Raw genomic sequence first — 20,503 nt, 5'->3', positions numbered from 1 at the left:
CTTAATCACCTTAGCGCGGAGCGGTTGAGGGGGCCCGGGAGTGGCATCGGGCCTGCCGAAGCTGGGCGGCCGACGTCGTCAGACGTTGGCCGCCCAGCGAAGGGGCGGGGCCCCCTCAACCGCGAAGCGCGGGGCCGCCGGAAGAATCCAACGGCCCCGCACCTGTAACGCTAGACCAACCTAGACGCGCGGCTTCTCGCGCATCTCGAAGGTCTCGATGACGTCACCTTCGGTGATGTCGTTGAACGAGCCAAGACCGATACCACACTCGAAGTCCGTGCGGACCTCGGTGGCGTCGTCCTTGAAGCGCTTGAGCGTCTCAACGGTGAGGTTGTCGCCGATGATCTTGCCGTCGCGGCTGATGCGGGCCTTGGCGTTGCGTCGGATAACACCCGAGCGCACGATCGAGCCTGCAATGTTGCCGAACTTGGAGGAACGGAACACTTCGCGGACCTCGGCGGTGCCAAGCTGGACCTCTTCGTACTCCGGCTTGAGCATGCCCTTGAGGGCTGCCTCAATGTCATCGATTGCTGCGTAGATGACGGAGTAGAAGCGCATGTCCACGCCTTCGCGGTCTGCCAGTTCGGCAACACGCTCGGCGGGCTTGACGTTGAAGCCGATGATGACGGCGCTGTCGACCGTTGCCAGGTTGACGTCGTTCTGCGTGATCGCACCGACACCGCGGTGGATGACGCGGAGCTGGACACCCTCGCCGACGTCGATCTTGAGCAGCGCGTCCTCGAGGGCTTCCACGGCACCGGACACGTCACCCTTGAGGATGAGGTTGAGGGTGTCGATCTTGCCTTCGGCGACTGCCTGGTCGAAGTCTTCCAGGCTGATGCGCTTGCGGCGCTTCGCCAGGGCGGCGTTGCGGTCAGCGGCTTCACGCTTCTCGGCGATCTGGCGGGCGGTGCGCTCGTCAGCGGTCACGAAGAAGGTGTCACCGGCGCGCGGGACGTTGGACAGACCCAGCACCTGCACGGGGCGGGACGGGCCGGCCTCGGTCAGGGCGCTGCCGTCGTCGTCGAACATCGCACGGACGCGGCCGTGGGCCGTGCCTGCCACGATGGTGTCGCCGACATGCAGGGTACCGGACTGGACCAGGACCGTGGCCACGGAACCGCGGCCCTTGTCCAGGTTGGCTTCGATCGCGATACCGCGGGCGTCCTTGTTCGGGTTCGCACGCATGTCCAGGGCAGCGTCCGCGGTGAGCAGGACGGCGCCGAGGAGCTCGTCGATGTTGAGGTTCTGGCGGGCCGAGACCTCCACGAACATGGTGTCGCCACCGTATTCTTCCGGAACCAGTCCGTACTCGGTCAGCTGGCCGCGGACCTTGTCCGGGTTGGCGCCTTCCTTGTCGATCTTGTTCACGGCCACGACGATCGGCACGTTGGCCGCCTGGGCGTGGTTGAGGGCTTCAACGGTCTGCGGCATGACGCCGTCGTCCGCTGCGACCACCAGGATGGCGATGTCGGTGACCTTCGCACCACGGGCACGCATGGCGGTGAACGCCTCGTGGCCCGGAGTATCGATGAAGGTGATCTTGCGATCGATGCCTTCATGAGCGTGGGTGACCTGGTAAGCACCGATGTGCTGCGTGATGCCGCCGTGCTCGCCCGCCATAACGTCGGACTTGCGGATGGCATCGAGCAGTCGGGTCTTACCGTGGTCAACGTGACCCATGACGGTGACCACCGGAGGACGTGCCTCGAGGTCGTCGTCGCCTTCAGCTTCGAGCTCGGCGTCGAAGTCGATGTCGAAGGTGGAGAGCAGCTCGCGCTCCTCGTCCTCCGGGGACACAACCTGGAGCTTGTAGCCAAGCTCCTCGCCGAGCAGCGCGAAGGTCTCTTCATCCAGCGACTGCGTGGCCGTAGCCATTTCGCCGAGGTGGAAGAGTACCGTCACCAGTGCGGCGGGGTTCGCCTCGATCTTGTCGGCAAAGTCCGTGATGGACGAGCCACGGCGAAGCCGGACCACGGTGTTGCCATCGCCGCGGGGTACGCTCACGCCACCCAGCGACGGAGCACTCATCTGCTCCAGTTCCTGACGCTTGGCACGCTTCGACTTGCGCTGCTTGCCGCGACCTGCGCCGCCCTTACCGAAGGCGCCCTGGGTGCCGCCGCGACCGCGACCGCCCTTACCAAAGCCACCACCGGCCGGAGCGCCGCCACCGGCACCGGGACCACCGGTACCCGGAGCGCCACCCGGACGGCCCGGACCGCGGCCGCCGCCGCCGGGACGACCGGCACCCGCGGGTGCGGGACGTTCGGTGCGGTTGGGCATCATGCCCGGAGTCGGGCGGTTGCCGCCGGCTCCGGCCGGACGGCCAGCGCCGGGAGCGCCGGCCGGACGCGGGGCGCCGGGGCGGGGGCCGCCTGCGCCTGCTGCCGGACGGGGACCACCCGGACGGGGACCACCAGCGCCTGCTGCGGGACGCGGGCCGCCGGGACGTTCGCCCTCGGTGCGGCCGCCCGGACGCGGCATGCCCTGGGAAGGAGCGAACGGGTTATTGCCCGGACGCGAGGGACGTTCGTTGTCGCCGCCGCGGCCCCGGGGCATGCCCTGGGACGTGGCGAAGGGGTTGTTGCCGGGACGGGGACCGCCCGGACGAGGTGCGGATCCGCCCTGGCGTGCCGGAGCAGCCGGGGTTTCAGCCTTGGGGGCCGGACGCGCGCCGGGCTTGGCACCCGTCGAAGGTGCAGCCGGGGCTTGGGCAGCGGGGGCTGCCGGAGCCTGTGCGGCGGGGGCAGCCGGAGCGGCGGGCGCTGCGGCAGGTGACGCAGCGGCCGGAGCCGGAGCTTCAGCCTTGGGTGCTGCAGGCGCCGGCGCTGCGGGCGCAGCCGGTCCAGGCGCGGGCGCCGGACGGGTCGCTGCCGGGCTGGCAGATGCCTGGGGGGCGGACGCCGGAGCTTCGGACTTCGAAGCTGCAGGGGCGTCGGGGAAAGCGTTGCGCAGTTTCCGCACAACGGGAGCCTCGATAGTTGACGAGGCGGAGCGAACGAATTCGCCCAGTTCCTGCAGTTTGGTTACTGCATCTTTGGAAGTAATACCGAGCTCTTTAGCAAGCTCATGTACGCGGACCTTGGCCACATTTCTCCTGTCTCGGTCCGCACCGAGCCAGGCACGAACCGTCTACTTCTTACTGCGGGCCTCCGCCGCGAATGCAGCTGAAAGGCCCATTGCAGAGCGCAACAAAGTTGTCATCGTTGCGCACTCATCGCTGGGAACTCATCGGGTTTCCATCAGTTTTCTGACCCGCTTTCAGGTTGGACGGTTGTTGCTGCGGCCACCGGAGTGACCGCGGCTTGCGTGCCGGCAGTGATCCGGCGTTCGACGTCGGCTGTACCGGCTGCGCCCTTGAGGGCGCGGCCGAACGCTCGACGTTTGACCGCCAGTGCCAGGCACTTCTCGCTGGGGTGCAGCCATGCTCCCCGGCCAGCCATCCGGCGTCGTTCGTCCACCACGACGGCGGACGAACCACCGGCGCCGGCGACGAGCCGGAGTAACTCCGACCGCAACCCTTTTTGTCGGCATCCGATACAGGTGCGCTGCGGCTGAGTCCCGAGATGTTGCACATGTGCCACGTTCGAGTATCTTCCTGCCAGTACATCCATATGGTGTATATCTGCGTCCAAAGGAATCTGGAAAAACCCAGACGCGCCAAAGACACACGGATACCGGCCGTTAGGCGCGGTCATGTCCATTCTAGCCCCTCCGGCGCCCGGGTCCCGAACCCGGGCGTGCCGCTCAGCGCCGAAATCACGGGTTAAGCCGTGAGTGAGCGCACAAACAGCGGGCCGCGACGGCCGCCCGCTGTTGGTGCGCCTGCGAACTAACTGCCGCTGTTGACGGCGGCGTCAGAGACGATGTCGATGCGCCAGCCCGTGAGCTTGGCGGCGAGCCGGGCGTTCTGGCCCTCCTTGCCGATGGCAAGGGAGAGCTGGTAGTCCGGAACAACCACTCGCGCGGAACGGGTCGCCTCGTCGGTGATGGTGACCGAATTCACGCGCGACGGCGAGAGAGCGCTCGCGATAAAGGTCGCGGGGTCGTCGCTGTAGTCGACGATGTCGATCTTTTCGTCGTTGAGTTCGGTCATGACGGCCCGCACGCGCGAGCCCATTTCGCCGATGCAGGCTCCCTTGGCATTCACGCCGGGCGTGTTTGCCTTGACCGCAATCTTGGTGCGGTGGCCGGCTTCGCGGGCCAACGCCACGATCTCGACCGAACGGTCCGCAATCTCCGGAACTTCCAGTTCGAAAAGCTTCCGGACAAGCCCGGGGTGCGAACGGGACAGCGTGATCGACGGGCCCTTGGTACCGCGGTGCACGTCGATCACGAAGGCGCGGAGCCGGTTGCCGTGAATGTACTTCTCGCCGGGGACCTGCTCGGGTGGCGGCAGCAATGCCTCCACCGTGCCCAGGTTCACCTGGATCATGTGCGGGTTGTTGCCCTGCTGGATGGTGCCGGCGACGAGCTCACCCTCGCGGCCCTTGAACTGGCCCAGCACGTTGTCATCCTCGGCGTCCCGGAGGCGCTGCAGGATGATCTGCCGTGCGGTGCTCGCCGCGATGCGCCCGAAACCTGCCGGGGTGTCCTCGAACTCACCGATCGGGGCGCCGTCGTCGTCGATCTCCGTAGCCCAGATGGTCACGTGGCCGCTCTTGCGGTCCAGCTCGGCACGGGCCTTCTCGAAGGCGCCGGGCGTCTTGTGGTAGGCAACCAGCAGGGCCTGCTCGATTGTCGGAATCAGGAGATCCAGCGGGATTTCACGCTCACGCTCCAGGAGTCTCAGTGCGCTCATGTCAATATCCATTAGGCCTCCTCAGAAGGTCCATTGTTTGCCTTTTCCAGACCGGCCTCTTCGAGGTGGCTGAACTCTATCTCGACTTTTCCGCTGCGGATCCTGTCGAAAGGAAGCTTGACGGGCTCACCCTGCTTGGGCTTCATGCCCTTCTTGACGGCGATTTCCGGCACGATGGTGACTCCGCCATCGTCCACGGACTGGATCCTGCCGGTGACGTTGTCACCCTGGATCACGTTGACGTTGACCATCCGTCCGCGGGCACGGTGCCAGTGCCGCTCTTCGGTCAGGGGACGCCCGACGCCGGGCGAGGAGACCTCAAGCTCGTAGGGTCGCGCGTCCATGCTGGGATCGTTGTCCAGGGTGTCCGAAAGGGTCTTGGAGATTTCGGCGATGACGTCGAGCCCGACGCCGCCGACTTCCTCCTGCGGCAGGTCCACCACCACGTGGACCACGCGGTTGGCGCCGGCAACGTGGATGGATACGTCCTCCAGGTACAACCGGTTCGCAAGCACTGCGGGTTCCAGGAGTGCGTACAGGCGCTCGGCCTCCACATTGTGAACGGTTGCGGCCTCAGCCTTCCCCGTTCCGGTCCGGTCTGTTGAAGTCGTGGCTTCTGCGTTGGTCATGATGCCGGCCGCCTCCCGCTAGATGATGTTGTGTGTACTAGCCTAGCGATTTTCCGGGCGGCATGGTGCACGGAGTTCCGGGCCGGCATGACAACATGGTCTGTTGTGAACGACGAACCCCGGGAAAAGCGCTGGCAGGACAACTTCCCCCGGATGCTTCCCCGCTACGCGCTCCTGGCGTGCCTGGCCCTGGTGGTGGTCAGCCTGGGAGTGGCACTGAGACCGGCTCAGCCGCCAAAACCCGCGGCGCCGCCCTTTTCTGAGCAGGCACGGTCTGCCGCGCTGGCCGAAACCGTGCGGCTAAAGGATGCTGCCAGCCATCTTGGCACCCCCGGCAAAGACCGTCCGGCGGACCATCCGGCAGGTGCTGCGGGGTCCGCCGTCGAGCGGACTGTGACCTTGCTGACAACCCAGGCGCAAGCGCTGCTGGCACCGGGACAAAGCTCACCGGCAACCCCCGCGCCGTCCGCTGTCGGGTCGTCTGCGGCACCGGCCGCCGGGCCGGTGACGGCGGCCGGACTGGTACCGGCTCTCGCGAACAGCGGCCGCCAACGCCTTGCCGACGCTGCCGTCGCCGACGGCGGCATGGCGCGTCTGCTCGCCGCCGTCGGCACCGCTCAACTGCTCCAGGCGTCTGCCCTCGCGGCGGCCACCGGAACTGCGCCGCCCACTGCCGACGTGACCGCGCCGCAGCTGTCCGGCACGTGCCCGTCCGCAGCCGCAGGATCCGGACAGGACGCCACCGTGGCCCCTGAAGCCGCGGGAGATTCCGGGGCCGCGTCGCCCGGCGCCACCGTGGGGAACGCACTGGCGGCCGTCGTCCGGACCGAGGCGCAGACCATCTATGGCTACCAGGTGGCGCTGCCCCGGCTTAGCGGCGACGACGCCAAAGTCGCTGCCGCGCAGCTGGCGCGCCACGAGGCTCTGCTGCGCAACGCGGAATCCCTGAGCCGGCTCAATTGCTCGGCCATTCCGCCACGTGAGGCGGGCTACACACTGAGCCAGTCTTTCCTGGCCTCCCCCGCCACCGGCCTCGGCAGCCTGGAGGCCGCCGCGTTGCCGGCGTATGGCGACCTCGTGGCGCTGAGCGGGGGCAAAACCCGCCAGTGGGCAGTCGCGGCCCTGCTCGAGTCCGGCAAGCACACCGTGCTCTGGGGTGCGGACCCGGGGGCCCTGCCCGGCCTGGATAAGGCGTCCATGCCGACTCTGGCACCATCACCTGCGCCGCTGCCGTCAGAGTGAGGCACCCTCCGGACCAAGCGTTGGCTTATTTTGGTAAGCCTTGGAATACTGGCACAGCTCGTGTCCGGGTGGTTTGCTGTAGTCATGGACACGACCGGCGCCGCAACCCTGCACGAGAACGAACCGCACCACAATGACATCGCGCACCGCCTTAATTGGCTCCGCGCGGGCGTCCTGGGGGCCAACGACGGCATCGTCTCCGTCGCCGCGATCGTCGTGGGCGTCGCCGGCGCCACCACAGACACCGGGCCCATCCTGCTTGCGGGCACCGCAGCGGTCGTGGGCGGTGCCATCTCGATGGCCCTCGGTGAATATGTCTCCGTCAGCAGTCAGAAGGACAGCCAGCATGCCTTGATCGAGAAGGAACGGCGGGAACTGGCAGAACAGCCCGAGGAAGAGCTGGAGGAGCTCGCCGCGATCTACCAGGGCAAGGGCCTCAGCCCCGCGACGGCCCGCACGGTAGCCAAGGAGCTGACGGCCCACGATGCCCTCAGCGCCCACCTCTCCGCCGAGCTCCACATCGACGAGACCGACATCGTCAGTCCCTGGCACGCGGCCTTCGCTTCCGCCGTCGCGTTCTTCATCGGTGCCATCCTGCCCATGCTGGCCATCCTGCTGCCGCCGGAAAACATCAGAATCCCGCTGACCTTCGTGGCCGTGCTCGTGGCGCTGGCGGCCACCGGCGCCGTGGGCGCGTGGATCGGCGGCGGCTCGAAGCTCAAGGCCGCCATCCGCGTGGTGATTGGCGGCGCCGCGGCGCTGGTGGCCACGTTCGTGATCGGCAACGCACTCGGCGCGAGCGGCATCGTCTAGGTCCGCAACACCATAGGGCTGGCACCTACGATAGGTCGGGTGAGCCCGATCCCCGACGTCAGCATCCCGCCCGGCCTTTCCCGCCGCTACAACCGGACACCCGCCGGACGTGCCTGGCTGGCATCCCTTCCCGGGCTGATCAAACAATTCCTGGACCAGTGGGAGCTTGTGCCGGACCTGGACCCGGGCGTCCTCCCCTGGCACGGTCACGGCGGCATCGCCATCCCCGCCCGGCGCGGCGACTCCCGCGCCCACGGCGGGGACGGCAGTGCTGCCGTCCTCAAGATCGCGTTCCCGCATGAGGAGGCCACCCGGGAACGCCACGCCCTCACCCTGTGGGGTGGCCATGGCGCCGTCCGGCTGCTGGACGCCGATGCTGCATCCTGCGCCCTGCTCCTGGAACGGCTGGACGCCGGCCGCTCCCTGGAGCATGTCCCGCTGGACACGGCGGCGCCGGTGTGGGGCGGTCTGGTCCGCCAGCTCAGCGTGGTGCCCGACGACCGGCCGGAGTGGCGGGAAATCGACCATGTGGCGGCCCGGGCCGAGCAGTGGAGTGACGAGCTCCCCGAGACGTGGGAGCAGCTGGCGCGGCCGTTCCCCCGGTGGCTGCTTGAGGCGGCGCTTGAGGTCTGCCAGACCCGCGGCGCCGTGGGCAGGCGGGCAGGCAAGGACGTCCTGGTCCACGCCGACCTGCACTACCTGAACATCCTGGCCAGGACCAGCGTGCCGGAACCCGGTGCCGGGCAGGCGCGGCCCTCGGGGCAGGCGGCCTTCGCGGCCATTGACCCGCAGCCACTGATCGGTGAGGCGGAGTTCGCTGTGGCCCCGGTGTTGTGGAACAGGATCCAGGAATTGCCGCAGAAGGATCCGGGGCGGGCACTGCTCGAGCGCTGCCGGGACTTCAGCGCGGCAGCCGGCCTCGATGAAGAGGCCGCCCGGCAGTGGAGCCTGGCGCGCGAGGTGGAGAACGCCCTCTGGTATGCCTCCCGGCGTCATCACGAAGGCGATCTGGCCCGTTCGCTGTGGGTGGCCAGCACGCTGGCGGGGCGGACGCTGACCGGACTGCCCACCCCGCAGGAGCTCCCGGCGCCCGGGGCCGGCGAAGCAGCCGGAACCGCCGTCGGCTAGTCCCGGCCCCGCGCCAGTGGCACCGCGCTGCGCGGGGACTTTCGACTCTTCCCCGTCCGGGGCGCCGAGGCGAGAGTTGGACGCATGCAGGAACCCCGTGCCGGGCGCCCGAGCGCCCAACCCGATGGCCGGCGGGACCGGAACCATGACGATCCATTCCTCCGGTATGCCGGCCGCTTCGGCCGGCCGATCGAGGAGGTCGCGAACATGCTCCGCTCCTCCAGCGCTGCGCCCGCCGAGATTGCCCGCACGCTCGGCCTGCCCGCGGCGGCGGTCGAAGGTCCGGCATCATTCTTCGCCGATTTCTCCGCGCCCCGCGCAACCCGGCACGTCCGGGTCTGCACCGCCGCCGCGTGCTTCGCGGCGAGCGGCGGCGCGCACCTCGCCGAGGTGGAGGCTGCGCTCGGAGTGGAGGCGGGAAGCCGGAGTGCGGACGGCGCCGTCTCGATCCAGGCAGTGCGCTGCCTCGGCTATTGCTTCTCCGGCCCCGCAGCCCTCGACGGTGTGGACGCATGTTCCGGGCCTGGTCTGGCGGCTCAATTGCGGGGAGCGTCTCCGCGGGCGGCCCCGCCCATCCCGGTGTACAGCGACAGCCCGGTCCCTGTGGTGACCGCCGGACTGCTCGGAGGGTCCCGGCCGTGGTCGGTGTGGCCCGGCGTCGCCACCTCAGCAGCGCCCGAGGACGTCCTGGGCAGGGTCGAGGCCGCACAACTGAGGGGGCGGGGCGGAGCCGGGTTCCGCGTCGCCGTCAAATGGCGGGCCGCGCTTGAGCACCCTGCGCCGCGGATCGTGGTGGCCAACGGTGACGAGGGTGACCCCGGGTCCTTTGCGGACCGCCTGCTCATGGAACAGGACCCGCACCGCGTGCTCGAAGGTCTCGCCCTGGCCTGCTTCGCCGTCGGCGCAGAAACCGGCGTCGTGTTTGTCCGCTCGGAGTATCCGCGCGCCGCCGCCCGGCTGCAGGAAGCGCTGCTCGACGCACGCACTTCGGGGCATATCGGCCCGGACGCGGGCGGCAGCGGATTCAGCCTGGAGATCCATGTGGCTGAAGGCGCTGGATCGTATGTCTCCGGGGAGGAAACGGCCCTGCTGAACGGGCTCGAAGGCCTGCGCGGCGTCGTGCGGCCCCGTCCGCCGTTTCCCACCGCGCGCGGACTCCACGGCCGGCCCACGGTAGTCAACAACGTAGAAACCCTGGGTGCGGTGCCGTGGATAGTGCAGCACGGCGGAGCTGCGTACGCTGCGCTGGGGACCGCGGACGAGACCGGCACCGTGGTCGTCTGTCTGTCCGAACGCTTCCTCCGGCCCGGCGCCTACGAGGTGGAGATCGGCACGTCGGTTAGGCGGATCGTCGAAGACCTCGGGGGCGGGCTTCGCGGCGGTGCAACACTGCGGGCCCTTCAAATCGGCGGCCCCTTGGGCGGCTTCCTCGGCCCTGCCGACCTCGACGTGCCACTGAGCGAGGCCGCCCTGTCCAAGCATGGAGCAGCCCTCGGCCACGCAGGGATCGTGGCCTTCGATGACAGGCTCTCAGGCGCCCAGGTGCTGCGGAACCTGTGGGACTTCGCCGCGGCGGAAAGCTGCGGGCAATGCTCGCCCTGCCGGGTAGGGGCATGGCGCGGCCGTGCCCTGTCGGAGCGGCCGGATGGGCCGGACATCCGCCGGGAACGCGGCGAGGTGCTGCGCACGATGACTGCGGGCAGCCTGTGCGCCTTCGGCCGCCGGGTCCCGGCCGCGGTCCGAAGCCTGGCCCGCGTCTACGGCCTCGCCGGATGGCCGTCGTGAAACTCCTGGTCGACGGCCGCCAGGTCGAGGTCCCGGCCGGAGCGACGCTGCTCGACGCGGTGCGGGCGGCAGGCCTGGCCCTCCCGACGTTGTGCCACGATGACCGGCTCACGACGGTGGCCTCGTGCCGGACATGCCTGGTCGACGTCACCGGCCGGGGACCGGCCGCCGCCTGCAGCACCCCGGCGGAGGACGGTTTGCGCGTCGCCGTCGAGGCGTCCCGGGCGATCCGGCGTGACGCCCTGCAGGCCATCGCCGCGGGGCTGCCGCCCCGGGCACTGGAGGTCCCTGCCGACCGCAGCGAACTGGCCCGGCAATGCGCCGACTACGGCGTGACTGCCCCGGCGGGTTCCCTCACGCCACCGGAGCGTGGAGTTGACCACTCCCACCCGTATGTCAAGCTCGACCGCGATCTCTGCATTGCCTGCGGACGGTGCGTCCGCGCCTGCGCAGAGATCCAGGGCACGTTCGCCCTGACCCTTGTGGGGCGCGGCGCCGGCACTGTGGTGGCGCCCGGAACCGGCGGCCGCTGGGCTGACTCCGACTGCGTCTCATGCGGGGCATGCGTGGACACATGCCCCACCGGCGCACTGTCCGAGCCCGGCCTGCTCAATCTGTTACCGATCGAACGGCAGACCCGGACCACCTGCGGGTACTGCGGCGTCGGCTGCAGCCTGGAGGTCTCCACCCGCGACAACGTGATCATGACCGTCCGGCCCGCCGGCGAGGGGTCGGTGAATCGCGGCCACGCGTGTGTCAAAGGACGGTTCGCCCACGGGTTCCTTGGTTCCGCCGAGCGTCTGACCACCCCGCTGATCCGCAGGAACGGAACGCTGGCCGCGGCGACCTGGGACGAGGCAGCCGGTTACGTGGCCGCCAGGCTGGCCGGGATCCGGGAAACCGAACCCGACGGATTCGCCCTCATCTCCTCGGCCCGGGCCACGAACGAGGAGAACTACCTGGCCCAGAAATTCGCCCGGGCTCTCATGGGGACCAACAATGTGGACAACTGCGCCCGGCTCTGCCATGCCCCCTCCGCGGCAGGCCTGGCTGCCACGTTTGGCCTGGGCGGCGGGACGAACCCGTTCGATGACCTCGACCGGTGCGATGCGATCCTCCTGGTTGGCGCCAATCCGACGGCGGCGCACCCCGTCGTCGGTTCCCGGATCTTCCAGCAGGTCATGGACGGCGCCCGCCTCGTGGTGGTGGATCCCCGTCGCACCTCCCTGGCCCGGCACGCCGACGTCCACCTTCGGCCGCGGCCGGGAACCAACGTGGCCGTATTCAACGGACTGGCGCACGTCCTGGCCCGCGAGGGGCTCGTGGACACCGCCTTCCTTGACGCGCATACCAGCGGCTACGACGAGCTGCTCGGGTTGCTCGACGACTACCCGCCGGAACGCGTAGCCGAAATCTCCGGGGTCCCGGCCGATGACCTCGTGCGCGCCGCCGTGACGTACGGGCAGGCGGCGGCTCCGGCCATCTTCTACGGACTCGGAGTGACCGAACACCTGCACGGCACGGACGGCGTCCGGACCCTGTCCAATCTGGCACTCCTGCGCGGCGCCGTGGGTCCGGGTGCCGGCGGAGGGGTGAACCCGCTGCGAGGGCAAAACAACGTCCAGGGCGCGTCGGACATGGGGGCCTTGCCCGACCTGCTGCCCGGCTACCAGAAGATCCTGGACCCACCAGCGCGGGCGCGTTGCGCCGAGGCTTGGCTGGCCGAGGTGCCGCCGCGGGCCGGGCTGCGGATTCCGCAGATGTTCGCGGCCGCCCGGAGCGGGGCGTTGAAGGCGCTGTGGGTGATTGGGGAGGACGTGCTTGCCACCGATCCCGACAGCACCTCGGTGCGCGCAGCCCTGGCTGCCTGCCCGCTGGTGATCTGCAACGACCTGTTCCTCTCCCCCACGGCCGCCGCCGCGGACGTCGTCTTTCCCGTGGCTGCCTGGCTCGAGAAGGACGGCACGTTCGTCAACTTCGACAGGCGCTTCCAGCGGGTCCGGGCGGCCGTCGCGCCCCCCGCCGGCGTCCGCACGGATTTCGCGGTGCTGCACGCCGTCGCGGCCCGGATGGGCGCGGACCTCGGTTGCGCCACCCCGGCGGAGGCCATGGCGGAGTGCGCCGCAGTGGCGCCGCTGTTCGGCGGAATTTCCCACGCCCGCCTGGACCGGGACGGTCCCCTGCACTGGCCGTGCGGGTCCGCCGATTCGCCCGGCACACCACGGCTCTACCAGGACAGCTTCGCCACGCCGGACGGCCTGGCGCATCTGGCTGCCCGTCCTTACCTGCCGCCGGGCGAGCAATCCGACGAGGCGTTCCCGTTCCTGCTCATCACCGGGCGCAGAGGCGAGCACTACAACTCCGGCAGCATGACCCGCCGCACCGACAACCTGCGCCTGCTCGCCGGCGAGACGATCGACGTCTGCCCCGCGGACGCGGCGGCACTGGGGTTCCACGACGGCGATCCTGTCCAGTTGGACAGCCGGCATGGAAGTGCGGTCCTGCGGGCGCGGATCACGGACGAGGTGGAACCCGGCCAGGTCTTCGCTGGCTTCCACTTCCCCGGCGCCACGGTCAACAGCCTCACCTCTGCCGTGGAGGACGAGGCTACGGGGTGCCCCGAATACAAACTGACCGCCGTCCGGATCTCCGGACACGGGTGACCGGAAGGCCCTCCGCGGCTAGCCCCGCACGGCCGCCAGTGCATCCCGGACGGCGTCGACGGCGACCCTGACGTCGGCGTCGTCCGTGCTCCAGTTGCTCACCGAAATCCGCAGGATATCGCGGTCCTGCCAGCGTGAACCGGACATCCAGACCCGGCCGTCGCCGATGATCCGCTCGGTCACGGCGCGCGTCACGGCGTCATCCCCGAACGCCAGGGACACCTGGGTGTAATCGACGTCGTTGAGCACTTCCACGCCGTCCAGCGCACCGAGCAGTTCCGCCAACTGCGCGGCCCGCAGCACCAGCGTGCGGACCTGGCCGGCCACGCCGTCGCGGCCCAGCGATTTCAGCGCCGCCCACACCGGCACGCCGCGCGCCCGGCGGGACAGCTCGGGCACGCGCTCGAAGGGGTCTCCGGCCCCGTCCGCGGCCTGGATCAGGTAGCTGGTGTGCAGCCCCATCGCCGAACGCAGGGCCTGGGCGTCACGCACGATGACGATCCCGCAGTCGTAGGGCACGTTGAGGGTCTTGTGGGCATCCGTGCCCCACGAGTCGGCCAGCCGGAGCCCCTCGGTCAGGGCGGACAGTTCCGGCACGGCCGCTGCCCAGAGCCCGAAGGCGCCGTCCACGTGCACCCACGCGCCGTGCGCTTTCGCGACGGCGATCGCCTCGGCGAAGGGGTCGAAGGCGCCCGAATGCAGGTTGCCTGCCTGCAGGCACACGAGGGCCGGGACCGGACGGCCCTCCCCCGCACTGAGCGCCAGGTCCAGGGCGCAGTCGAGCTCGGCCGGGATGATGCGTCCCTGCCGGTCGGACGGCACCACGGCGGGACGCCCGAGGCCCAGGTAGCGCAGGCCGAGGTCGATGGTGTCATGCCGTTCCTGCCCGACGAAGCAGCGGATCCTGGGCGCACCGGCGAGCCCGTCGCCGTCGAGGTCCCAGCCGGCGTCGGTCATGAGCCGCCAGCGGGCAGCGGCCAGCCCGGTGAAATTGGCCATGGTGGCGCCGGTGGCAAAGCCGACGTCGGACTCTTCGGGAAGGTCCAGGAGCTCCAGGATCCACTTTCCGGCGGCTTCCTCGATGGCGGCAGTGGCCGGGGTGGCGAAGCGCAGCCCGGCGTTCTGGTCCCAGGCACTGACCAGCCAGTCCGCCGCCAGCGGCGCCGGCAGGGTGCCGCCGATGACCCAGCCGAAGAACCGTCCGGACGGCATGGCCATCAGCCCGGGTTCGGCCTTCGCCGCGAGATAGTCCACCACCTCCGCGGCGGCCATGCCCTCCTTGGGCAGCGGACCGCCGAAATCGGCGGCCAGCTCGGCCGCCGTGACCTGCGGCCCGATTCGGCGTGTTTCCTGGCTCTCGAGCCACTGGCGTGCGTGCCCCGCCGCGGCCCCGAGGGCGTCCCTGTAGCGTTCCTCGCCTGCTGACATAGCTGCATGCTACGCCCGGTGCCAACGGACCGGGAGTCCCCCGCAGGACCTGTCGCGCCGGCTCAGGTCCGCGGTGCGGCAGGGTGCCGTGCCCGTGTGCCTAGGCCAGGTTGTCGTGCCAGACGTCCGAGCCGAGCTTGATGATCAGCGCGCCGACGACGGCAAGGAAGACGACCCGGATGAACTTGTTGCCCTGCTTGACGGCAGTCCGGGCGCCCAGATATCCGCCGGCCATGTTCGCCATGCCGAGGACCAGTCCGAGCCCCCACAGCACGGCACCGTGCGGCACGAAGAACAGCAGGGCGCCGGCGTTGGTGGCCACGTTCACGATCTTGGCCTTCGCGCTGGCTTCCAGGAAGGCGTAGCCCATCGCCGAGACGAGCGCGATGATGAGGAACGAGCCGGTTCCGGGCCCGATGAGGCCGTCGTAGAAGCCGATCACGCCGCCGATCAGGCAGGCCACCACATAGTGCCTGTGCCCGGCGTGGCGCAGCTTGGTCAGCTCACCGACGTTGGGCCGGAAGGCGGTGAACAGCGCGACGGCGATCAGCGCGGCCACGATGATCGGCTTGAACACGCTTGCCGGCAGGTTGGCGGCCAGCACCGCGCCGCCAAAACTTCCCGCCATCGCGATCACCGCCATGGGCACGGCGGTGCGCAAGTCGGGCCGGACCCGGCCGTAATAGGTCACCGCACTCGTGGTGGTGCCGAAGATTGAGCCCATCTTGTTGGTCGCCAGCGCCTGGACCGGGCTGATGCCTGGCACCAGGAGCATCGCCGGGAGCTGGATGAGTCCGCCGCCACCCACGACGGCGTCGACCCAGCCCGCCGCAAGACCGGCCACGACGATCAGGATGACCGTTCCGAGCTGGATCGACTCTAGTCCGGAGACCACTACCTGAAACTGCGCTGCATCAGCTGTTGCCCACGGCGTTGACCACGTAGTCAACAGCCTTGTCAACGGCGACGTTCTCGGCATTGCCGCTGCGCCGGTCCTTGATCTCGACCACGCCGTCCACAAGTCCGCGGCCGACGGCGAGGATGGTCGGCACGCCGACGAGCTCTGCGTCGCCGAACTTCACGCCGGGGGAAACCTTGGGGCGGTCGTCATAGATGACGTCGAGGCCGGCGGCTTCCAGCTCCAGGGACAGCTTTTCGGCGGCGGCGAAGATTTCCTCGCCGCGGCCGACAGCCACCACGTGGACGTCGGCGGGGGCGACCGCGCGCGGCCAGACCAGGCCCTTGTCGTCGTGGTTGGACTCGGCGAGGGCCGCGACGGCGCGGGTGACCCCGACGCCGTAAGAGCCCATGGTCACCACGACCTGCTTGCCGTTCTGGTCCAGGACCTTGAGGTCGAGGGCGGCGGCGTACTTGCGGCCCAGCTGGAAGATGTGGCCCATTTCGATGCCGCGGGCGGTTTCCAGCGGACCGGAACCGTCGGGGGCCTCGTCACCGGCGCGGACCTCGGTGGCTTCGATGACGCCGTCCCAGCCGAAGTCGCGTCCGGCGACGAGGCCGAAGACATGCTTGCCGGCCTCGTTGGCGCCGGTGATCCAGGTGCTGCCGCTGACGACGCGGGGATCCACGAGGTAGAGCAGCTTGGCGGCGCCTTCGGAGCCCAGCAGGGGCGCGTCGAGGGACATCCCGGGGCCGATGTAGCCCTTGACGAGAAGCGGCTGCTTCTTCAGGTCCTCCTCGCCGGCCGCTTCGAGGGTGATCTCCCCGGCGATCGGCAGGAAGGACCCGATGTTCGCTTCAACGCGCTTGAGGTCGACGCCGCGGTCACCGGGCACGCCGATGACGACGATCTGGCGTTCGCCGGTCGGCAGTGTCACGGCGAGGACGACGTTCTTGAGGGTGTCAGCGGCAGTCCAGGCGCCGCCGTCGGCCTCGGCCCGCGGGACAAGGGCGTTGGCGGCGTCCACGAGTGTTTCGATCGTCGGCGTGTCCGGGGTGTCGCGGACTTCCGCGGCCGGGGCGTTGCTGAAGTCGATCTCCGCGGGGACCACAGTAGTCACAGCCTCGACGTTGGCTGCGTAACCGCCGGCGGAACGCACGAACGTGTCTTCGCCGATCTCGGTGGGGTGCAGGAATTCCTCGCTCTTGGACCCTCCCATGGCACCCGAGGTGGCCGCCACCGGAATGACCTCAAGGCCGAGGCGCTCGAAAATCTTCAGGTACGCGCTGCGGTGCGCCGCGTAGCTGGCGTCCAGGCCGGCGTCGTCGACGTCGAAGGAGTAGGAATCCTTCATGATGAACTCGCGGCCGCGCAGCAGGCCTGCCCGGGGACGCGCCTCATCGCGGTACTTGTTCTGGATCTGGTAGATGCTCAGGGGCAGGTCCTTGTACGAGGAGTACAGGTCCTTGACCAGCAGGGTGAACATTTCCTCGTGCGTGGGGGCCAGGAGGTAGTCGTTGCCCTTGCGGTCCTTGAGCCGGAAAATGCCCTCGCCGTACTCGGTCCAGCGGTTGGTGACCTCGTAGGGTTCCTTGGGCAGCAGGGCAGGAAAGTGGACTTCCTGCGCACCGATGGCGGACATTTCCTCGCGGATGACCTGCTCCACCTTGCGCAGCACACTCAGCCCCAGCGGCAACCAGGTGTAGATGCCGGGCGCGGCCCGCCGGATGTAACCGGCCCGGACCAGGAGCCGGTGGCTGGCCACCTCGGCGTCGGCGGGATCTTCGCGCAGGGTGCGCAGGAACAGCTTGGAGAGTCGAAGGACCACAGGTGGGGTATCCGTTTCTGGGGAAGTACGGGCAAAGCCTAAGAAAAGCATCTAGATACTAATCTACCGTCCGCACGGCCCCCGTTTACCGCGACGTTCTGCCGCGCCACCGTCCGGCGGCCGCGCTCGTGACGAGCAAGGACGGGAAGAGCCACGCCATGACTGCTGGAAGCCCCTGGCCGTTTCCAGCTGGTCATCCCCGTCATGGCGTGGCTCCGTGGCCCCATCAGCCCCAGATCTTAGGCTGCGAGCTACGTGGTGTCGCCGCCAGGCGCCGCTTGCCCCGGAATTTATACCGAGGTATACAAAGCAGTGTGTTCACGCCGGTGCGACACGGCTAGGTAGAACCTATGTGACACCGGGCCGTGAATCAAGAGTCTGCACCCAGATAATTTCGTCATCTTCGTGCCGGCCGGTTCCTCAGCGGCGACTGGCTACTTCCCCACCAGCGCAGTTGCCTGATCCAGCAGCTTGCCCGCCCTGGACACGGCATCGGCCTCGCTGCTGCCTCCGGACGCGGTGACGGTGAAGAGGACGCCGTTGTGGACCACCAGGCCGGTGATCGCGGACTGCCTTTGGCCGTCCGCGAGAGCGGAGTCCGTCCGGTACGCGATGGTGGCCGGGTTCGAGCCGAGTCCGGCCACCTTGGTCAGCTTGACGTCGACCTTCATGCCGGCCGTCGTGACGGACAGGTGTGAACACTTGGCGAAGACATCGGGCCGGGCGAGTCCCTGGGACGGGACCTTGGAGCCAGACCCGGACGTCAGCGAGACCGCCGTAACGGCGCCCGTCGCAGCATCCCTGGCCGCCCCCGCCCCGACCGCCAGGCCTTCGGTCGACGGCACTTGGCTTCCAAGCGCCAGCGGCGCGCACTCCGCGGGCTTCACCGAGATCGATGCCAGCACGGATTTTGTCTGGTCGATTGATTTCTTGAGATCGGCGCTCGACATCACGGTCAGCGGCTTTCCCTTCGAGTCCTTCAACTGCGCCACGAGGTCCGTCAATTCCTGGCTGGTGTACACCTTGGCCTGGGACGGGGTGGGCGTGGGGGTGGGCGTAGGCGTGGCCGGCGCGCTGGAAGCCGGGCTTGCAGCCCGCGCCTCCGGACTCTTGGCTGTGTCCGAGCCGGCGGGAGTGCCGCACGCGGACAACCCCACGGCTCCCCAGGCAAGTACTACCGAGGCCCCGGCAATGCGCAGAGCGGACGTCTTCATGTTTCCCCCAATAAAACTCGGCTGTTCGCCGGCAGCTGCCCGCTAAAAGAGCACTGTAGCGAACGTGCCCACCTGGCGGAAGCCGACCCGGTCGTACGTGGCGCGCGCTTTGGTATTGAAGTCGTTGACGTACAGGCTGGTGACCGGTGCCAGGGTCTGGGCGAGGACGACGACGGCGGCCATGTAGCCCGCGCTCAGTCCCAGTCCGCGGAACTCGGGATTCATCCAGACACCCTGGACCTGGGTGACTTCCGGCGTGACGGCGCCCAGTTCGGCTTTGAAGACCACGTCGCCGGCGGCGTTGAGGTGGACGAGGGAATGGCCTTGGCGGATGAGACTCTTCACGCGCCGGCTGTAATACTCCCTGCCGCCAAGGTAAGGCGAGTAGCCCACTTCTTCTTCGAACATCGCTGCGCACGCGGGCAGGATCCGGTCAAAGTCGGCCAGCTCGCCAAAGCCCAGTCCGGGCTCGGGGCTGACGGCGGCCGGCCCGGTGATGGTCAGCAGGGGCTGGTCGTCGCGGACCTCGTGGGCGGATTGGCCGAGCTGCTCCAGTGCCGAGTAGACAGCCAGGACGGATTCTGCCGGGCCGAAGATCGAGGCATAGCGGCGCCCGGAGCGGTGCGCGGCCATGGCCACGAGCCCGGCAAAGTCGGGGTCCAGCTCGACAGGCACCAGATTGGCGCCGGCCCAGCAGGCGCCAAGGAGCGTCCCGCCGTCGAACACGCCAAAGATGCTGGCGCCCGCGGCCGTGGGGGACGCCGTGCCGGCAGACTCCAGGTGCGAGAGGATGAAGACATTGGCGACGGCGTCCCTGTGCGCCAGCGCCAGCAACTGTCCAGTGTCCGCGCCCCCCAGGACGCGGACGACGACGCCGGGATCGGCGCCGTCCTTACGAGACGCTAACCACGGGGCTACCCTTGACAGCATCTTCGCCATCGGCGTCCCCCATCTCTTCAGCGATACGCATGGCCTCTTCGATCAGTGTCTCAACAATTTGATCCTCCGGGACAGTCTTGATGACCTCGCCCTTCACGAAAATCTGGCCCTTGCCGTTGCCCGAGGCAACACCGAGATCAGCCTCGCGGGCTTCGCCCGGACCGTTGACGACGCAGCCCATGACGGCCACGCGCAGCGGGATCTCCATGCCCTCCAGGCCCGCGGTGACCTGTTCGGCCAGCGTGTAAACGTCCACCTGGGCGCGCCCGCAGGACGGGCAGGAGACGATTTCGAGCTTGCGGGGCCGCAGGTTGAGCGACTGCAGGATCTGGTTGCCCACCTTGATTTCCTCGACCGGCGGGGCCGAGAGGGAAACGCGGATGGTGTCGCCGATCCCGCGCGAGAGCAGGGCGCCAAACGCCGTCGCTGACTTGATGGTGCCCTGGAAGGCCGGCCCGGCCTCGGTGACGCCGAGGTGCAGCGGCCAGTCGCCCTTTTCGGCGAGCATCTCGTAGGCCGCGACCATGATGACGGGGTCGTTGTGCTTGACGGAGATCTTGAAGTCGTGGAAGCCGTGCTCTTCGAAGAGCGAGGCTTCCCAGACGGCGGATTCCACGAGGGCTTCGGGCGTGGCCTTGCCGTATTTCTTCAGGATGCCCGGCTCCAGGGAGCCGGCGTTGACGCCGATCCGGATCGAGGTGCCGTGGTCCTTGGCGGCCCGGGCGATTTCCTTGACCTGGTCATCGAACTTGCGGATGTTGCCCGGGTTCACGCGGACGGCGGCGCAGCCGGCCTCGATCGCGGCGAAGACGTACTTCGGCTGGAAGTGGATGTCCGCGATCACCGGGATCTGGGACTTCTTGGCGATGATGGGCAGCGCCTCCGCGTCGTCGGCGGACGGGCACGCGACGCGCACGATGTCGCAGCCGGAAGCCGTGAGTTCCGCGATCTGCTGCAGCGTGGCGTTGATGTCGGTCGTCGGCGTCGTGGTCATGGACTGGACACTGATGGGCGAGTCGGAGCCGACGCCCACGGATCCCACCTTGATCTGGCGCGTCTTCCGGCGGGGGGCGAGGACGGGGGGCGGTGCTGACGGCATTCCCAGGCTGACCGAGGTCACATGGACTCCCTTTTA

The 20,503-nt window shown here is 68.9% G+C and carries 15 protein-coding genes; 5 read left to right on the top strand and 10 right to left on the bottom strand.

Annotated elements, in window-relative coordinates:
* Nucleotides 1–180: 180 nt before the first annotated feature.
* The 4 genes from infB to rimP form a co-directional block, all read right to left on the bottom strand.
* Nucleotides 181–3,090: a translation initiation factor IF-2 gene (infB, locus tag AB4Y72_RS03795; RefSeq protein WP_441424824.1), complete on the bottom strand. Its 2,910-nt coding sequence runs from the start codon at nt 3,088–3,090 to the stop codon at nt 181–183.
* Nucleotides 3,091–3,242: 152 nt separating this feature from the next.
* The gene (locus AB4Y72_RS03790; RefSeq protein ID WP_441424823.1) at nt 3,243–3,518 is read right to left on the bottom strand and encodes a YlxR family protein; all 276 of its coding nucleotides are present in this window, start codon (nt 3,516–3,518) and stop codon (nt 3,243–3,245) included.
* A gap of 314 nt (nt 3,519–3,832) precedes the next feature.
* The gene (gene nusA, locus AB4Y72_RS03785) at nt 3,833–4,813 is read right to left on the bottom strand and encodes a transcription termination factor NusA (RefSeq protein ID WP_441424822.1); all 981 of its coding nucleotides are present in this window, start codon (nt 4,811–4,813) and stop codon (nt 3,833–3,835) included.
* On the bottom strand, nt 4,813–5,430 hold the full coding sequence (gene rimP / locus AB4Y72_RS03780) for a ribosome maturation factor RimP (RefSeq protein WP_441424821.1): 618 nt from the start codon (nt 5,428–5,430) through the stop codon (nt 4,813–4,815). Before rimP ends, nusA begins: the two co-directional genes overlap by 1 nt.
* Nucleotides 5,431–5,535: 105 nt before the next feature.
* Here rimP and AB4Y72_RS03775 point away from each other — a divergent pair, with 105 nt between their 5' ends.
* The 5 genes from AB4Y72_RS03775 (at nt 5,536) to fdhF (ending at nt 13,061) form a co-directional block, all read left to right on the top strand.
* A complete protein-coding gene (locus AB4Y72_RS03775; RefSeq protein WP_441424820.1) occupies nt 5,536–6,672 on the top strand; it encodes a DUF4439 domain-containing protein in 1,137 nt (378 codons plus the stop codon).
* Nucleotides 6,673–6,756: 84 nt separating this feature from the next.
* Complete coding sequence (locus AB4Y72_RS03770) at nt 6,757–7,485, top strand: VIT1/CCC1 transporter family protein (protein ID WP_441424819.1); 729 nt, start codon at nt 6,757–6,759, stop codon at nt 7,483–7,485.
* A gap of 39 nt (nt 7,486–7,524) precedes the next feature.
* Nucleotides 7,525–8,613 (top strand): aminoglycoside phosphotransferase family protein, encoded by a 1,089-nt coding sequence (locus AB4Y72_RS03765; protein WP_441424818.1) that lies wholly within the window; start codon nt 7,525–7,527, stop codon nt 8,611–8,613.
* 84 nt (nt 8,614–8,697) lie between these two features.
* Nucleotides 8,698–10,398 (top strand): NAD(P)H-dependent oxidoreductase subunit E, encoded by a 1,701-nt coding sequence (locus AB4Y72_RS03760; RefSeq protein ID WP_441424817.1) that lies wholly within the window; start codon nt 8,698–8,700, stop codon nt 10,396–10,398.
* Entirely contained in the window at nt 10,386–13,061 is a 2,676-nt protein-coding gene (fdhF, locus tag AB4Y72_RS03755; RefSeq protein ID WP_441424816.1) for a formate dehydrogenase subunit alpha, read from the top strand. The genes AB4Y72_RS03760 and fdhF overlap by 13 nt, the downstream gene beginning before the upstream one ends.
* Before the next feature lie 18 nt (nt 13,062–13,079).
* Here fdhF and AB4Y72_RS03750 read toward each other — a convergent pair whose 3' ends face one another.
* The 6 genes from AB4Y72_RS03750 to ispG all read right to left on the bottom strand — a co-directional run bounded on the left by AB4Y72_RS03750 (nt 13,080) and on the right by ispG (nt 20,488).
* Entirely contained in the window at nt 13,080–14,489 is a 1,410-nt protein-coding gene (locus AB4Y72_RS03750) for a pyridoxal phosphate-dependent decarboxylase family protein (protein ID WP_441424815.1), read from the bottom strand.
* A gap of 100 nt (nt 14,490–14,589) precedes the next feature.
* On the bottom strand, nt 14,590–15,384 hold the full coding sequence (locus AB4Y72_RS03745) for a sulfite exporter TauE/SafE family protein (protein WP_441424814.1): 795 nt from the start codon (nt 15,382–15,384) through the stop codon (nt 14,590–14,592).
* A 19-nt stretch (nt 15,385–15,403) separates the two neighbouring features.
* The gene (locus AB4Y72_RS03740; protein ID WP_441424813.1) at nt 15,404–17,215 is read right to left on the bottom strand and encodes a proline--tRNA ligase; all 1,812 of its coding nucleotides are present in this window, start codon (nt 17,213–17,215) and stop codon (nt 15,404–15,406) included.
* 434 nt (nt 17,216–17,649) lie between these two features.
* Nucleotides 17,650–18,429 carry a hypothetical protein gene (locus tag AB4Y72_RS03735; RefSeq protein WP_441424812.1) on the bottom strand — a complete coding sequence of 260 codons (780 nt, stop codon included), beginning with the start codon at nt 18,427–18,429 and terminating at the stop codon, nt 17,650–17,652.
* Between the two features lie 42 nt (nt 18,430–18,471).
* Nucleotides 18,472–19,359, bottom strand: coding sequence for a GNAT family N-acetyltransferase (locus tag AB4Y72_RS03730; protein ID WP_441424963.1), 888 nt, complete (start codon nt 19,357–19,359; stop codon nt 18,472–18,474).
* On the bottom strand, nt 19,322–20,488 hold the full coding sequence (gene ispG / locus AB4Y72_RS03725; protein ID WP_091249715.1) for a flavodoxin-dependent (E)-4-hydroxy-3-methylbut-2-enyl-diphosphate synthase: 1,167 nt from the start codon (nt 20,486–20,488) through the stop codon (nt 19,322–19,324). Before ispG ends, AB4Y72_RS03730 begins: the two co-directional genes overlap by 38 nt.
* Nucleotides 20,489–20,503: the final 15 nt, after the last annotated feature.

Source organism: Arthrobacter sp. YAF34 (assembly GCF_052113245.1).
In the GTDB taxonomy this organism is placed as follows: Bacteria; Actinomycetota; Actinomycetes; order Actinomycetales; family Micrococcaceae; genus Arthrobacter.
The sequence above is the reverse complement of the archived record's forward strand: the minus strand, read 5'-3'. Positions and strand labels throughout refer to the sequence as shown.

What these genes read in the sequence shown, in the direction of transcription:
- nusA (WP_441424822.1), bottom strand. Translation starts at nt 4,813, where the DNA reads ATGGATATTGACATGAGCGCACTGAGACTCCTGGAGCGTGAGCGTGAA.
- rimP (WP_441424821.1), bottom strand. Translation starts at nt 5,430, where the DNA reads ATGACCAACGCAGAAGCCACGACTTCAACAGACCGGACCGGAACGGGG.
- AB4Y72_RS03770 (WP_441424819.1), top strand. Translation starts at nt 6,757, where the DNA reads ATGGACACGACCGGCGCCGCAACCCTGCACGAGAACGAACCGCACCAC.
- AB4Y72_RS03760 (WP_441424817.1), top strand. Translation starts at nt 8,698, where the DNA reads ATGCAGGAACCCCGTGCCGGGCGCCCGAGCGCCCAACCCGATGGCCGG.
- fdhF (WP_441424816.1), top strand. Translation starts at nt 10,386, where the DNA reads ATGGCCGTCGTGAAACTCCTGGTCGACGGCCGCCAGGTCGAGGTCCCG.
- AB4Y72_RS03750 (WP_441424815.1), bottom strand. Translation starts at nt 14,489, where the DNA reads ATGTCAGCAGGCGAGGAACGCTACAGGGACGCCCTCGGGGCCGCGGCG.
- AB4Y72_RS03735 (WP_441424812.1), bottom strand. Translation starts at nt 18,429, where the DNA reads ATGAAGACGTCCGCTCTGCGCATTGCCGGGGCCTCGGTAGTACTTGCC.
- AB4Y72_RS03730 (WP_441424963.1), bottom strand. Translation starts at nt 19,359, where the DNA reads ATGCTGTCAAGGGTAGCCCCGTGGTTAGCGTCTCGTAAGGACGGCGCC.